The organism is Hymenobacter rigui (assembly GCF_003944715.1).
Taxonomy (GTDB): domain Bacteria; phylum Bacteroidota; class Bacteroidia; order Cytophagales; family Hymenobacteraceae; genus Hymenobacter; species Hymenobacter rigui.
In genome coordinates this window covers 534084-548860 of record NZ_RWIT01000002.1, presented here as the reverse complement: position 1 = coordinate 548860, position 14777 = coordinate 534084, and the positions used below count along the sequence as shown (strand labels likewise).

At 62.5% G+C, this 14777-nt stretch carries 12 protein-coding genes; 3 read left to right on the top strand and 9 right to left on the bottom strand.

What is annotated here, in order from left to right:
* Nucleotides 1–64: 64 nt before the first annotated feature.
* The 3 genes from kduI to EI291_RS06535 all read right to left on the bottom strand — a co-directional run bounded on the left by kduI (nt 65) and on the right by EI291_RS06535 (nt 2581).
* A complete protein-coding gene (gene kduI, locus EI291_RS06545; RefSeq protein ID WP_125419003.1) occupies nt 65–883 on the bottom strand; it encodes a 5-dehydro-4-deoxy-D-glucuronate isomerase in 819 nt (272 codons plus the stop codon).
* Between the two features lie 111 nt (nt 884–994).
* On the bottom strand, nt 995–1759 hold the full coding sequence (kduD, locus tag EI291_RS06540) for a 2-dehydro-3-deoxy-D-gluconate 5-dehydrogenase KduD (protein WP_125419002.1): 765 nt from the start codon (nt 1757–1759) through the stop codon (nt 995–997).
* 222 nt (nt 1760–1981) lie between these two features.
* Nucleotides 1982–2581: a glutathione peroxidase gene (locus tag EI291_RS06535; protein WP_125419001.1), complete on the bottom strand. Its 600-nt coding sequence runs from the start codon at nt 2579–2581 to the stop codon at nt 1982–1984.
* 250 nt (nt 2582–2831) lie between these two features.
* Here EI291_RS06535 and EI291_RS06530 point away from each other — a divergent pair, with 250 nt between their 5' ends.
* On the top strand, nt 2832–5123 hold the full coding sequence (locus EI291_RS06530; RefSeq protein ID WP_125419000.1) for a heavy metal translocating P-type ATPase: 2292 nt from the start codon (nt 2832–2834) through the stop codon (nt 5121–5123).
* Nucleotides 5124–5235: 112 nt separating this feature from the next.
* Here the strand turns inward: EI291_RS06530 and gpmA are convergent, their stop codons facing one another.
* Complete coding sequence (gene gpmA, locus EI291_RS06525) at nt 5236–5949, bottom strand: 2,3-diphosphoglycerate-dependent phosphoglycerate mutase (RefSeq protein WP_125418999.1); 714 nt, start codon at nt 5947–5949, stop codon at nt 5236–5238.
* A 124-nt stretch (nt 5950–6073) separates the two neighbouring features.
* Between gpmA and EI291_RS06520 the strand changes: the two genes are divergently transcribed.
* A complete protein-coding gene (locus EI291_RS06520; protein WP_125418998.1) occupies nt 6074–6484 on the top strand; it encodes a hypothetical protein in 411 nt (136 codons plus the stop codon).
* Here the strand turns inward: EI291_RS06520 and EI291_RS06515 are convergent.
* The 5 genes from EI291_RS06515 to EI291_RS06495 all read right to left on the bottom strand — a co-directional run bounded on the left by EI291_RS06515 (nt 6481) and on the right by EI291_RS06495 (nt 12829).
* Entirely contained in the window at nt 6481–7569 is a 1089-nt protein-coding gene (locus EI291_RS06515) for an AI-2E family transporter (protein WP_125418997.1), read from the bottom strand. The genes EI291_RS06520 and EI291_RS06515 overlap by 4 nt on opposite strands.
* A 91-nt stretch (nt 7570–7660) precedes the next feature.
* A complete protein-coding gene (locus EI291_RS06510) occupies nt 7661–8821 on the bottom strand; it encodes an MFS transporter (protein WP_125418996.1) in 1161 nt (386 codons plus the stop codon).
* Nucleotides 8822–9219: 398 nt separating this feature from the next.
* Nucleotides 9220–10698, bottom strand: a complete 1479-nt coding sequence (locus tag EI291_RS23125; protein ID WP_125418995.1) for a DNA/RNA non-specific endonuclease — start codon at nt 10696–10698, stop codon at nt 9220–9222.
* Nucleotides 10699–10795: 97 nt separating this feature from the next.
* Nucleotides 10796–11335 (bottom strand): hypothetical protein, encoded by a 540-nt coding sequence (locus EI291_RS06500; RefSeq protein ID WP_148103392.1) that lies wholly within the window; start codon nt 11333–11335, stop codon nt 10796–10798.
* A gap of 300 nt (nt 11336–11635) precedes the next feature.
* Nucleotides 11636–12829, bottom strand: a complete 1194-nt coding sequence (locus EI291_RS06495) for a lactonase family protein (protein WP_125418993.1) — start codon at nt 12827–12829, stop codon at nt 11636–11638.
* 163 nt (nt 12830–12992) lie between these two features.
* On the opposite strand from EI291_RS06495, the gene EI291_RS06490 reads away from it, so the two are divergent.
* Complete coding sequence (locus EI291_RS06490) at nt 12993–14774, top strand: DUF885 domain-containing protein (protein ID WP_125418992.1); 1782 nt, start codon at nt 12993–12995, stop codon at nt 14772–14774.
* Nucleotides 14775–14777: the final 3 nt, after the last annotated feature.

Genomic DNA, 14777 nt, shown 5'->3' with positions numbered 1-14777 from the left:
AGCCATCTGCCGACGCTCCAACGCACCCACTGCTACGCTACCGGAAAAGACAATTCCGCCGTAGCTACTGCAAATCGTAAATGCCAACGGGGTCCATGTCGGTGTACTCCAGGTTTTCGCCGGCCATGCCCCAAATGAAGGCGTAGTTGCTGGTGCCGCAGCCGGTATGAATGGACCACGGCGGCGACAGAATGGCCTGCTCGTTGCTCACCCACAGCGGACGGGTTTCGCTCGGCTCGCCCATCAGGTGCAGCACCCGCTGGTTTTCGGGCAGGTTGAAATACAGATAGGCTTCCATGCGCCGCGTGTGCGTGTGCGAGGGCATGGTATTCCACACTGAGCCCGGCTTGAGCTGGGTGAGGCCCATTACCAGCTGGCAGCTCTGGATACCTTCGGAGTAGATGTACTTGTAGATGGTGCGCTGGTTGGCGGTTTCCAGCGTGCCCATTTCAAGCGGTGTGGCCTCCGCCTGGGTGCGCAGAGTGGTGGGGTAGGCGTGGTGCGCCGGCGCCGACAATACGTAGTATCTGGCTTCCGCACCGCTGAACTGCACTTCTCTGGAGCCCCGGCCCACGTACAGGCAATCCTGGTGGCCGAGCTGGTAGGTGGTGCCATCCACGGTTACCTGGCCGGGCTGGCCGATGTTGAGGATGCCCAGCTCGCGGCGCTCCAGGAAATAAGCAGCTTTCAGCTCATCAGGATTTGGCAGGGCTACCGTAGCGCCGCCGGGCACTACGCCGCCCACAATCATCCGGTCGTAGTGCGTGTATACCAGCGTGATGTCACCGGCCACGAAGAGTTGTTCAATCAGAAAATGCTCCCGCCGTTCGGCAGTGAGCATAGCCGCCGTTTCGCGGGGGCTGACAGCAAAGCGTTGTTGCATACAGAGTGAAATTGTGAATTTGCGAAGTTGTGACTGGGTGAATCTGGCGGGTGAAGTTTCTCGTCAGCTGCTAAGGCCGCCGCACAATTGCACCACTTCACACATTCACCGTTAGCGGCCCATCCAGCCGCCATCCACGGTCAGGATGGTGCCGTGCACGTAGTCGGCGGCGGCGGAAGCCAGGAATACGGTGGGGCCTTTAAAGTCTTCGGGGGTGCCCCAGCGGCCGGCCGGAATCCGGCCCAGAATGCTCTGGGAACGGTCTGGGTCCTGGCGCAGGGCGGTGGTGTTGTCGGTGGCAATGTAGCCGGGGGCAATGGCGTTTACGTTCACCCCGCGCCCGCCCCACTCGTTGGCCAGAGCCTTCACCACACTGCCGATAGCACCCTTGCTGGCCGCGTAGCCCGGCACGTTGATGCCGCCCTGAAACGTCAGCAGCGACGCCGTGAAGATGATTTTGCCGGCCCCCTGCTCCAGCATGCGGCCCCCGATGGCCCGGGCCGTCCGGAACGGAGCATCCAGGTTAATCTGCAGCACCTCGTCCCACAGCTCGTCGCTGTGCTCGGCGGCGGGGGCGCGCCTGATGGTGCCGGCGTTGTTGATAAGGATATCAATCCGGGGGAAATCCTGCATCACCTGGGCCAGAAAAGCATCTGTTGAGGCCCGCTGGCTAAAATCAGCCTGGTAGGCGGTGAAGCTGCGGCCCAGGGCCTGCACTTTCTGCTCGGTTTCGGAGCCGCTCAGGGCCAGCGTGGCCGATACGCCGATAATGTCGGCCCCGGCCTCGGCCAGGCCCAGCGCCATACCCTGGCCAATGCCTTTGTTGCAGCCCGTTACCAGGGCAATTTTACCGGTCAGGTCAAAAGGTGAAGTCACGAAAAGAGAGCTATTAGGTGAACGTAGGTGTCAATGAAAAGTGCCCTATGGGCTGCCTGCGGCGCTGTGCCGAGTGGGCAAGCTTCCAAGCAGCTGCGGCGTCCATTTATGAAGATTTAGTCATTTTATGCACAAACGATTGTGTATGGACTGCCTAATGTACAACTTCTTCTTTCAGCTGGCGGCTTTCCGCGTTACTGCTCTGGTACGTCTGGGGTAGGGCTATCTGCCGGCCGGCTTAATGCTACCGATGACGGTGTCGCTGAGCGGGGAAACGGCGGGGCCGAAGTAGTTGAGCAGGCGGCCGTCCTCGCTGATGAGGTATTTGGCAAAGTTCCAGTCGGGGGCCTGTTCGTTCCAGCCGTTGCAGCCGGCATCGGAAAGCCACTGGTACACCGGGTTCTGCTCGGATTGCTTCACCACCACGCTTTTCTTCATCAAGGGGAAGGATACGCCGAAGTTTACCTGGCAAAACTGCTCAATGGCTTTATCGTCGGCCTTTTCCTGTTCGGCAAAATCGTTGGCCGGGAAGCCCAGCACCACCAGCTCATCTTTGAACTGCTCGGAAAGCTGCTGCAGCTCCTCGTACTGGTTGGTGAAGCCGCAGTTGGAGGCCGTATTCACCAGCAGCACTTTCTTACCCTTCAGGTCCTGAAACGCCAGGCGCTGGCCGCTGTTCAGCTGGCCGTCGAGCTGGTAGAACGAAACCGGCCCAGCCACTTGCTTCTTGTTTTCGAGCACCTTGCCCCGGTTGCCTGATTTGGACAGCCGCATAATGAGCGGATAGAGGAACTTGAGGGCTTTCTGGCGGAATGAGGTCATGCAGAAGAAGAAAAAAGGGAAGTAAGTTCAGAGGCCAACTACCCGGCCCGCCCCGGAAATGTTTTACCCGGGGCGTGCGGCAAAAGTAAACGGTACCCCCGGTATTTCTGCCCGCCAGTGAGGCCATAAGGCCGGAGCTGCAAATGTTGTAGGTCTGGAAGGGTAATTCTGCACCGCCAATGGCGGGCTTACCTGGTTTATTTGTTGCGGAGTCTGACTCTGCTGCCCCACTGCTTGCTATTGCTTTCCGATGTCTGCTGCTCAACCCATCGGCCCGGCCGCGCCGCCCGCCGGACCAACCCGCACTGAAACCCTGAACATTGAGGGAATGACGTGCGCTTCCTGCTCCAACTTTGTGGAGCGGGCCCTCAGCCGCACGCCCGGCGTGCAGCGCGCCACCGTCAACCTGGCCTCCGAAAAAGCCACCATTGAGTACCTGCCCACTCAGATTGACCGCGCCGGCCTCAAAGCTGCTGTGGAGCAGGCCGGCTACGCGGTACACGAGCCCGCCGTAACGCCCGGCCCCGGCGTGCTGGGTGCCACTGAGGAGCTGGACCAGCGCAAAGCCGCCGCGTATGCCAGCCTCAAGCGCCGGTTTCAGGTGGCGGTGGCACTGGCCGTTGTAATTATGCCGCTGAGTATGCTCATGCTCTGGCCCCGCCTGATGGCCCTGGTGCCCGCGCCCGCGCTCAACTACGTACTGCTGCTGCTCACGCTGCCCGTGTTGCTGTATAGCGGCCGGGAGTTTTACGTGGCCGCCTGGAACGGCCTGCGGCACCGCACGGCCAGTATGGATACGCTCATTGCCGTGGGTACCGGCGCGGCCTTCCTCTATAGCCTGGCCGCCACCGTGGCGCCGCACTACTTTATGCAGCGCGGCATCATGCCAGAGGTGTACTATGATACCACGGCCACCATTATTGCCCTGATTCTGCTGGGAAAAGTGTTGGAAAGCCGGGCCAAGCAGAAAACATCGGCGGCTATCAGGGCCCTGATGCAACTGCAGGCCAAAACGGCACGGGTACTACGCCAGGGCCAGGAGGTAGATGTGCCCATTGAGCTGGTGCAGCCCGGCGACGAAGTGCTGGTGCGCCCCGGCGAGAAGGTGGCCACCGATGGCCTGATTCTGGAAGGCCGCTCGGCCCTGGATGAGTCCATGCTGACCGGGGAGAGCCTGCCGGTGGAAAAGCAGGCCGGCGACGTGGTATTCGGGGCCACCCTCAATAAAACCGGGTCGTTCTGCTTCCGCGTTACCAAAGTAGGGGCCGATACAGTACTGGCCCAGATTGTGCGGCTGGTAGAAGAGGCCCAGGGCAGCCGCGCCCCCATTCAGCGCCTGGCCGACCAGGTTAGCGCCGTGTTTGTGCCCATTGTTGTGGGTATTGCCCTCGTCACGTTTGTGGCGTGGTTTGCGCTGGGTCCGCCAGAGCAGCGGCTGCCGCTGGCCCTGGTCAATTTCGTGGCGGTGCTCATTATTGCCTGTCCCTGCGCGCTTGGGCTGGCTACTCCCACGGCTATTATGGTAGGCACCGGGAAAGGGGCCGAACAGGGCGTGCTTATCCGCAACGCGGAGGCCCTGGAAAAGGCCCACCGCGTGGATACCGTCCTGCTCGACAAAACCGGCACCATCACTCGCGGTGAGCCTAACGTAACGGATTTCGTGCCCGCCGGGCAGCCGGCTGCCGAAGTGCTGCCACTGCTGGCGGCGCTGGAGCGCCACTCCGAGCACCCGCTGGCCGCCGCCGTGGTGCGCTACGCCGAAGCCCAGAGCGCCGCCCGGCCCGAGGCCAGCGGGTTTCAGGCACACGAGGGACGTGGGGCCGGTGCCACGGTGGCCGGCCGGCAAGTGCTTGTGGGTAACCGGCGCCTGCTGGCAGACCACAACATCCTTCTGGCACCGGAGCTGGAAACCACAGCCACGCAGCTGCTGAACCAGGCCAAAACGGTGCTGTACGTGGCTATTGATGGCCAGGTAACAGCCCTCATTGGCGTGGCTGACACGGTGCGGGATACCTCAGTGGTGGCCATCCGGCAGCTGCAGGCCGAAGGTATTGACGTGGTGATGATGACCGGCGACAATGCGCAAACGGCTGCCAGCGTGGCCAGAGAAGTGGGCATCACGCGGTATTTTGCCGAAGTGCTACCCCAGGACAAAGCCGGTAAAGTGAAGGAGCTGCAGGGCGAAGGCCGCACCGTGGCCATGGTGGGCGACGGTATCAACGATGCGCCCGCCCTGGCCCAGGCCGATATCGGGCTGGCCATTGGGTCCGGGACGGATGTGGCGATGGAGGCTGCCGGCATCACCCTCATGCGCTCCGACCTGGGGGGCGTGGTTACGGCCATCAACCTCTCGCGCCAGACCATGCGCACTATCCGGCAAAACCTGTTTTTTGCGTTTATCTACAATGTGCTGGGCATTCCGGTAGCGGCCGGACTGCTGTACCCGTTCACCGGCTGGCTACTTTCGCCCATGCTGGCCGCCGCCGCCATGGCCCTCAGCTCCGTTTCAGTGCTCACCAATTCCCTGCGGCTGAGAAGGTAGCTGTTGGTTGTTGGTTGTTCGTTGTCAGGTGAGGTTGTTGGTTTTTGGCCGAATTCTCTGCTATTGCCTGACAACGAACAACTAACAACTGACAACCAGCAACTAACAACTATTATCCGGGTCCCGGCTGCGTGGGGGGCTCCAGGTAGTATTGGTTGAGCCGGTTGAGGTCATCATCCAGTTCCAGCACCAGCGGGGTGCCGGTCGGAATATCCAGCTCGGCTACTTCGGCGTCGGAGAGGTGGTCGATGTACTGCACCAGGGCCCGCAGGCTGTTGCCGTGGGCGCACACCAGCACTTTCTGGTGGCTGCGGAGGGCCGGCACAATGGTTTCCGTCCAGAAGGGCAGGGCCCGGGTTATGGTCTGGCTGAGGTTTTCCGTGAGGGGCAGCTCCCGGGCCGTCAGGTGGCGGTAGCGGGCATCGTGGCCGGGGTAGCGCGGGTCGTCGGGGGTGATGGGCGGGGGCAACTCATGCGGGTCGCGGCGCCAGCGCTGCACCTGTTCGGTACCATACTGGGCAATGGTATCGGCTTTGTTGAGGCCCTGCAGTGCCCCGTAAAACCGCTCGTTCAGCCGCCACGATTTCTGCACCGGAATCCAGAGCAAATCCATAGCCTCCAGCGTCAGGTGCATGGTTTTAATGGACCGCTTCAGCACCGAGGTAAAACCTATATCAAACATGTAGCCGTGCTGGCGCAGTACGTCGCCGGCGTGCCAGGCCTGCCGCAATCCTTCCTCCGACAAATCCACGTCGGTCCAGCCCGTAAAGCGGTTTTCCTGGTTCCAGATACTCTCGCCGTGGCGGAGCAGCACAAGTTTTAGCATATAGTAAAAGCTAGGAACTGTAGCTACGAAGGTTGAGCCAGAAGGTCATTGCCTCGGATGGAAATCTTCCGCACAAATTCGTCAGAAATTAGAATTTCATCCATAGCCAGTAGATTTTAAGCGCATGCTCAACCTATACCTGGATATCGACGGGGTATTGCTGACAACCCGCCACTCAACCAAGCCAGCCGGCATCGAGCCGCTGCTAGACATAGCCCTAAACCGATTCACCTGTTATTGGCTCACTACTCACTGTAGGGGAGATGCGGCCACGGCCCTGCGCTACCTGGCGCAATTCTATGAGTCTTACTGGCTAAACCGGCTGGCGGCAGTACGCCCTACGAATTGGGACGCGCTGAAAACCGATGGCATAGATTTCACCCAGCCCTTTCGCTGGCTGGAGGATGCCCCTTTTGAAGCCGAAAAGGCAGTGCTAAGTAGCCAGCAGTGTCAAAGCAGCTTGGTACTGGTGAACCTGCGGCGGCCTTTGGAAACAGACCGGGTGCGGCTGCTGCTGGAGCAACTGAGCCGCTAATTGGTTGGCGAGGCCTCCTCAGCTGGACCAGCCGCCGGAAGCTGCTCGGCACGGACGCGGCGGTGCAGGCGGTTCTCCCGCTCAAATACGCCCATCAGCACCATGAAGTAGGAGAGGAGCAATGGCCCCAGCACCAGTCCCAGAATCCCGAAAATTTCGACGCCCAACACTACCCCGGCCAGCGTGATAAGCGGGTGAATATTGCCCATGCGGCGGGCCAGCACAATGCGCAGCAGGTTATCGATGTTGATAATGAGAATGATACCCACCAGCAGAATCCCGACGCCCTGCCCCGTATGGCCCTGGGTGAGCTTCAGAATGGCCGCCGGCCCCCACACCAACGGCGTGCCCAGCACCGGAATGAAGGCGGTAAAAAATGCCACTGTACCCCAAAACAGGGCATCGGGTACGCCAAAAATCCAGAGGGTGAGGCCGGTAAGCACCGCCTGCACGAAGGCAATGAGGGCCTGGCCGAGTACGTTGGCATTCACCGTGTTGCGTAGCGACTCGCCCAGTTCCCGCAGGGTGCTGGCGCGGAAGGGCAGGTAGCGCCGCAGCCCCCGCAGAAACCCTTCTTCCTGCGTGAACATGAAGTACATGGTAAACAGCATCAGCCCGATAATCACTGTAAAGTGCAGCAGGCCAGTGGCCAGAGAGGGAATCCGGGTGCTGAGCCAGCTGACGCTTTGCTGCACCAGCCCGCGCACATTCTGCTCGGTGGTGAAGCGGTAGCCGGTTTTCTGCTCGATTTTGTGGAGCACGGCCATAATCTGGGTGGTATCCTGGGCGTAGTCGCGGATGCGGTCCACCAGCATCAGGGTGAGGGCCGTAAAGGGCAGAATAATCACCACGAAGGCAAAGGTGAGCAACCCCGCCGTGACAAGCTGCCGGTTCCAGCCGCGCCGGTGCACCAGCGCCTGAAACCACGGCCGGAACACCACATACAGAATGCCCGCCCCCAGAAAGGCCGTAATGTAGCTGCCCAGGCCCACCAGAATCAGTACGGCCAACCCGATCAGGCACACAATCAGCAGCACGTACTGCTGACGCGGGGTGTAGATATTCTCGGAGGGCGCGTCGGGCATGGCAGCGGGGAGGGTTGGTAAGGCGCCCCAAAGAACGACATTCCGCGCGTGGCGGGAAACGCCCCCTCCATTCCCTGATTACGGCCTAAAATTACTCCTCTACGCGCCGGGCCAGCAGGGCTACTACAAGCCCCATTACGGCAATAAGCGCAAAGGACACGCGCAGACTGGTAGCCCCGGCCACCAGCCCGATAACCGGCGGCCCCAGCAGAAACCCCGCAAAGCCCACCGTAGACACGGCCGCCAGTGCTACCCCCGCCGACATGGTTTTGGAGCGTCCGGCCGCCCCGTACACCAGCGGTACCACCGACGACACGCCCAGGCCCACCAGCATAAACCCGATGGTAGCCGTGATGAAGCCCGGGAAACCCACGGCCAGCAGCAGGCCCGCCGCTTCCAGCAAGCCGCTCAGCATGAGTGTGCGGGTGCGGCCAAACCGGTCGGTAAACCAATCGGCAATGAAGCGGCCGGCGGCCATGGTGCTCATGAAAGCGGCAAAGCCCACGCCCACCTGCGCGGTGGGAGCCTGCACCACTTTGCGGAAGTACACCCCGCTCCAATCGAACATGGTGCCCTCGCAGAGCAGGGAGCAGAACGCCAGCACCCCCAGCAGCAGCAACGATTTGTCGGGCAGCACGAAGATGGGGGCGTCGGCTTCGCGGGGAGCATCCTGGGGCAGCAGAAACGGCCGGGCCACCAGCAGCCCCAGCAGCACCGCCCCCGATATCAGCAGGAAGTGGGGCAGCAGTGCCACGTGGTGGGCAATCATAAACGCGCCGATAGCCGAGCCGGCAAAGCCGGCCAGACTCCAGACTCCGTGAAACTTAGCCATAATGGAGCGTCCGTACAGCCCCTCCACGCCCACGGCCTGGGTATTCACGCTGATGTTGGCCATGTTACTCGCCACCCCAAACAGCACCAGCGCCGCCAGCAGCTGCGGCACCGAGGCCGCCAGGGCCAGCAGTGGCAAACCCAGCGCGTACAGCATCACGCCCAGTACGGCCATCAGCCGGCTCCCGAAGCGGGCCACCAGCCAGCCCGTGAGCGGCAGCGAAGTCACCAGGCCCAGCGGCACGGCCAGTAGCACCCCGCCCAGCTCCGTGTCGGAAAGGCCCATTTGCTGCTGCACCGTAGGGATGCGGGCCGCCCAGGTTGAAAAGCACAGGCCCTGCAGCAAGAAAGTGCTGCCCACTGCCAGCCGGTAGGTGTGCCGGGGCCGCAGCGCAGGCGAAGGAACGGATTGAGTAACCATGTGATAAACGGCCGGAAGCCCAAAAAAACGCCCATTCCACCCCCACGGAGGGGCAGAATGGGCGGGGAAGTCTCAAGGAAAAAACGATGAGGCGGTGGGACGCGTCAGAGCAAAGGTACGCGCCCGCAAATGGAATAGTTCACCAACCCATGTAGATACGGGTATTTGCTACTCATAAACCGCACCCGAAGGCGGCAGTGTAGGTAGTTGACCAGAAAGCCATATCTAAAAGGTCGTCATGCAGAGGCGCAGCCGAAGCATCTCGCGTGCTGACGTTGAAATGCTATTCAGACGTCAGCACGCGAGATGCTTCGCTGCGCTCTGCATGACGTTCCAGTGGGTTGTAGTCCGCGCAGTGTGGCCGTGAGGCTTTGTTTTCTTCTTTGCTGCTGATGTAGTTACCGCGTGGGGGCGGTATCTACCTGGGCCTCCAGCCGGTCCTGGGCGGCCAGCGGGATTTTGCTGAGCAAATCCAGGCCGGTGGCCGCTTCGATGGCGTCGATGCTGGTGCGGTACTGGCTCCAGTCGGGGCTGACGGTCTGGTCGTTGGGGGTATCCACCGCCAGCAGTCGGGCCTGGCCGGCGGCAATGCGCTGAATATCATTGGAGCCCTCGGGCAGAATGACCAGCACCTTCCACACCCGGGCCGGCACGGTCACGTGGCCGTTATCGATGGTAGTTTTGAAGCCGGCCGTGCCGGTGCCGCCCTTGCCGTAGCTGCCCATGATGATGTACACTTCCTGGCCCCGCTGCACCTGCCCGCGCGTCCATTCTTCCAGGCTGCTCCAGGTGCGCTGGTTGTTGTTGCCAGCCTGCGGAATCATGTTGGTCATCAGGAAAGTGGCCGAGTTGTCGTCCAGCTCCCGGGTGCGGTCAGCACTGGGGCAGTTGTGGCCTTTGTCGAAGCCCGAACCCGAATAGGAGTTGCGCGTCACCTGGTAAAACTCCCGGGGCAGGGCCGGGTCGGGCCGGAAATCGTCCTGGCGCGGGGCCGAGCCAATATCGGTGCGGGTAAGATGCCAGCTAACCCAGGTGGGCGTGCCGCGCAGGGCGTTGTAGCCAATGGTAAACTGCGGCTTCACCAGCAGATAGTTGGTGGACATGCTCACGTTGGCCGTGGCGCCGCTGGGGTTGCCCAGGCCCAGGTTGTCGTTGTCGAGGGAAGGGGCCTGATTGGGAGCCTGGGAGGTTGAGGGCTTCGGAGCTGAAGTGGATGGCCGGGGCGCAGGGGTGGGAGCCGGCACCGAAGCCACGCCACCGGCCACAGCTGCGCCGCTGCCCGTTTCTAGCTCAATATCATCAATATTCAGCCGGCCGGAGCCGCTGTCCGTTTTGCGGATTTCCAGCCGCAGTGGACCGGGCGTGGTACCCTGAAAGGTGGTGGTCAGCAGGCGCGGACCTTTGGCCTGCACCGGGCTACCGATGCGCCGGAACGTGCGGCCCCCGTCCACGCTGCCCCACAGCTCCCAGATACTGGCCGCGTCCTGGCCGTAGGCCGCCGAGCTGATGCGGATGGTGCGCACTCCACTGGGCGCGTCGAAGTTCATGCGCAGCCGGCCCCGGGTCCGCAGGCGGGCGGCGTGCTCCCCGCGCTTGTGGTCCTGGTCGGAGGAGCCGATAAGCGCCTCGGTGAAGTGCCAGGAGCCGGAGCCCAGCTGCTCGTCGCCCTCCGAGTAAGCGCCTTTGCCGCCCTGTTCAAACGTTTCAGGAAAGCGGCCGGAAGCCTGCATCACGGCCGCCCCCGACTCTACCGGAATAGCGGGCGGAGCATCGGCGGTTGGAGCAGTTCGGATGGTTTCGGGCGGGGTGGTCGAGCAGGCCGAAGCCGAAAGGCTCAGCAGCAGGCCGGAAAGCAGAAGCGGGGAGAAGCGGCGCATAGCGGAAAGAAATTCTATCCGGCGAATGTAGCGCGAAGCGTTGGTTTCGCGAAGTGCGGCGGGTTAGCTTCGGCTGCGGCCTGTCGAAACGGCGGGTCTACTTCCGTTTGATTTTGAGCTTAGTGGTGTTGACGGGCGCTTTGGCCTGCTGCATCTGCGCAGCCAGGGGCAGACTGCTCATAGCCAGAATAATCTGGTCGTTGGGGAGGGAGGCGCAGGAGAGGGCAGCCAGGCTGCCGTGCCACTTGTAGCTGAAGCCATCCGGCCGGCCGGGGCCGTAAAGGGCTTCAAACATGGGTAGCACCTTCTGCACATGCTCGGGGCCGCGCACGATGATGGTCACGGTAGCAAACTGGTCTTTGTAGAACTTGTAGTGGATGCGAGCCGCCGAGAACTGCCCCACGCGCAGGTCTTCGTCTTCCCGCTCGTAAATCTTCTCGTCGCCTTTGTCCTGCAGAAGTTTCAGGTGCAGGCTTTCCGTAAGCGGGGATCCGAAGCGCAGGCCCCGGAAGCCGTTGCTTTCATCGAGGCGGCGAACGGAGCCCTGCTGGGCCTTGAGCGCCAGCGGCAGCACCAGAAACAGCAGTGGCAGCAGGTGCCTGGCTTTCATTTGAAATAACGGTAGGAGGAGGCGCATACGCAGAAACAGGCGGGCGACTGACCCGCTTGGCGCTAACGTGGCCGCCCGCAAAAACGTGTCAGGAAAGCCTGGGATTTTTGGGGAACCAGAGCCGGCCGCGTCAATAGAGAACAGGTCCCCAAAAAGAACGTCATTCCGAGCGCAGCCGAGGAATCTCGCGTGCTGACGTTGCCAAACTATCTGTCATGCTGAGCGAAGTCTAAGCATCTCTACCACTTCGCTGGAGTTACCATTACAACATCAGCACGCGAGATTCCTCGGCTGCGGTCGGAATGACGGTCTGGGTTGTGGTGCTGTCTACCCCCGGCCGGCCAGGAAATCGGGGTAGACCTGCAGACAGACGGGGGCGGGAAGCTCCACGCTGGTGCCGGTGGGGGTGAGGCGGCCGGTGCGGGCATCGGCGCGGTAGGTGACGATGGTGTTGCTTTGCTGGTGGGCCACCAGCACTATCTGGCCGCTGGGGTCGAAGGTGAAGCTGCGCGGGGTTTTGCCGGGTAGCTTCACGTGCTCGACCAGGGTGAGGCGGCCAGTGGCTTCATCGAGGGCAAACACCACCAGGCTGTCGTGGCCGCGGTTGGAGCCGACGACGAAGCGGCCGTTGGGGGAGACGTGCACATCGGCGCAGGCGTTCCAGCCGGTAAAATCGGGCGGGAGGCAGGGCACGGTCTGGATTTCGCGCAGGGTACCCTGGCGGGCATCGTAGGCCAGGGCGGTGAGGGTGGAGTCCAGCTCGTTGATGAGGAAGGCCAGCGGGCGGCTGGGGTGGAAGGTGAGGATGCGCGGCCCGGCCCCCGGCTTAGCCTGGAAGGCCGGCGCGGCCTGGCGCACCAGCTGGCCGGTGGAACTCAGCGTGTAGCTGTACACGGTATCATTGCCCAGATCCACAGCGAAGAAGAACTTGCCGGCGGGGTCCGGAATGATGCAGTGGGCGCGGGCGTTGCTTTGGTTTTTGTGGGGGCCGTGGCCGGTGTGCTGGTCCACGGAGGCGGCAGGCTGCAGCTGGCCCTCGGTAGTGAGGGGCAAAGCGGCCACGGTGCCAGTGCCGTAGTTGGCTACTAAGGCGTGCCGGCCGGCTTTATCGAGGCTGATGTAGCAGGGGATGGTGCCGCCCGAGGCCTGCTGGTTGAGCAGGGTGAGGCCGCCGGTGCCGGGGTCAATGGCGAAGGCGCTGACGCCGCCGTTGGGGGTGTTCTGGTAGTTATCTACCTCATTCACGGCGTAGAGGCGGCGGTGGCGGGCATCTACGGTGAGGAAGGAGGGGGCTGCCCCGCCCCGGGCCCCGGCCACGCGGGTAAGCGCGCCGGTGCCGGGGTTGAGGCGGTAGAGCCAGATGTTATCCTGCTCCGCAGGGCCGTAGCTGCCCACGTACACGAGGTACGCGTCGGCTGCAGAGCCCGAGCCGGCCCGCAGGCAAGCGGGCAGCAGGACGGTGCCGGCAGCACTCAGGCTAAGGGTGTAGAGAAACCGGCGGCGGGAAACGGAATGCGACATGGAGCAGCTACAAGCAGGTGGCGGAGCGCCAAATGTAGCGCGTAGCCGGGAAGTAGCCTGTGGTTGTGCTTGGGGTAGGAGCGCATTACTGGTAGGCTGCCGCAACGTCCGGTAGCAACCCGCGTCCTTTCGGCGCTACCTTGCGCTGTAAACTCAACTGTACATGTCCCACCGTTACTTCTCTCATACGCTGCCCCTGGCCGGCCTGCTGGCGCTGGCGGCCTGCAACTCCGGCAGCAAGCCCACCTCCGGCATCCCCGAAACCGTGAATGCCGATTTCGACCGGTACAAGCAGCGCTTCATCGACTCCCTGTGGTACTACAACCCCGAGTGGGCCAGCGGGGCCGGCTACCACCGCTACGATTCGCTGCTGGTGGTACCCAACGCCGGCCGCCGTCAGACGGAATCCGCCGCTTTGGCCCGCCGCCGCCAGGAAATGAAGACGTTTAAGCTGGAAGACCTGTCGGTGAACAACCAGACGGACTTCCGGCTGATGCAGAACTACCTGGAGTCGGCCCGCTTCTACGCCGATACCCTGCGCGACTGGCAGTGGAACCCGGCCAACTACAACCTGGGCGGCTCGGTGGCTGATATCCTGAACGGCCGCTACTGGCCCCTCGACCGGCGGCTGCGCGCCATCAGCCTCAAGCTCAGCCGCGCTACTGACTACTACGAAGCCGCCAAGGAAAACATCAAGCAGCCCACCCGTGAGCATACCGATCTGGCCATCCGCCAGAACCAGGGTGGGCTGGACGTGTTCGGGAAGGCACTACAGGATTCGGTGGCGAAATCGGGCCTGTCGGCGCGGGAGAAGCAGGATTTGCTGGCCCGCGTGGCCACTACTCGCCTAAGCATGGAAGGGTACGTGCGGTTTCTGCAACAGGAGGTGCTGCCGGCCGGGAAGTTTCGTTCATTCCGCATCGGGCCGGCGTTGTTTGCCCGCAAGTTCGCCCTCGATATCCAGTCCACGTACTCCGCCGACGAGGTGTACCGCAAGGCCCTGGCACATAAGCAGGAGCTGCTACGCGACATGAAAAAGCGGGCGGCGCGGCTGTACCCGAAGTATTTCCCCGGCCAGCCCCAGCCCGCCGATTCATTGGCGGCGGTGCAGCAGGTAATCGGCCGCCTCTCGCAGCAGCACGCCACGCCCGCGGGCTTCGTACAGGCCGTGAAGGATCAGATGCCCACGCTGGTGAAGTGGGTGGATGACCACAAGCTGCTTACCCAGGACCCCAGCAAACCCCTGGTCGTGCGCGAAACGCCGCTGTACATGCGCGGCAGCGGGGCCGGTGCCAGCATCTCGGCCCCCGGCCCCTACGACAAGGCCGCCAACACCTATTATAACGTGGAGCCCCTCACCGGCCAGCCCGCCGACCGGGCCGAAAGCTACCTGCGCGAATACAATACCTACACGCTCCAGATCCTGAACATTCACGAGGCTATTCCGGGCCACTACACCCAACTGGTGTACGCCAACCGCAGCCCCTCGCTCATCAAATCCATCTTCGGCAACGGGGCCATGATTGAGGGCTGGGCCGTGTACACCGAGCGCATGATGCTGGAAAGCGGCTACGGCGGCAACACCGACGAAATCTGGCTGATGTGGGACAAATGGAACATGCGCGTGACCCTCAATGCCATCCTCGACCACGAGGTGCAGGCCGGTACCATCACCGAAGCCGCCGCCGTGGCCATGCTCCGCCGCGACGGATTTCAGGAAGAAGCTGAGGCCCGCAACAAGTGGCTGCGCGCCACGCTCAGCCAAGTGCAGCTCAGCAGCTACTTCACCGGCTCCACCGAAATCTACGACCTGCGCGAGGAGCTGAAGCGGCAGCAAGGCAGCAAGTTCGACCTCAAGGCCTTCCACGAGCAGTTCCTGAGCTACGGCAGCGCCCCGGTGAAGTATATCCGGCAGATGATGCTAGCCGGCAACAAGCTGAACTGATTT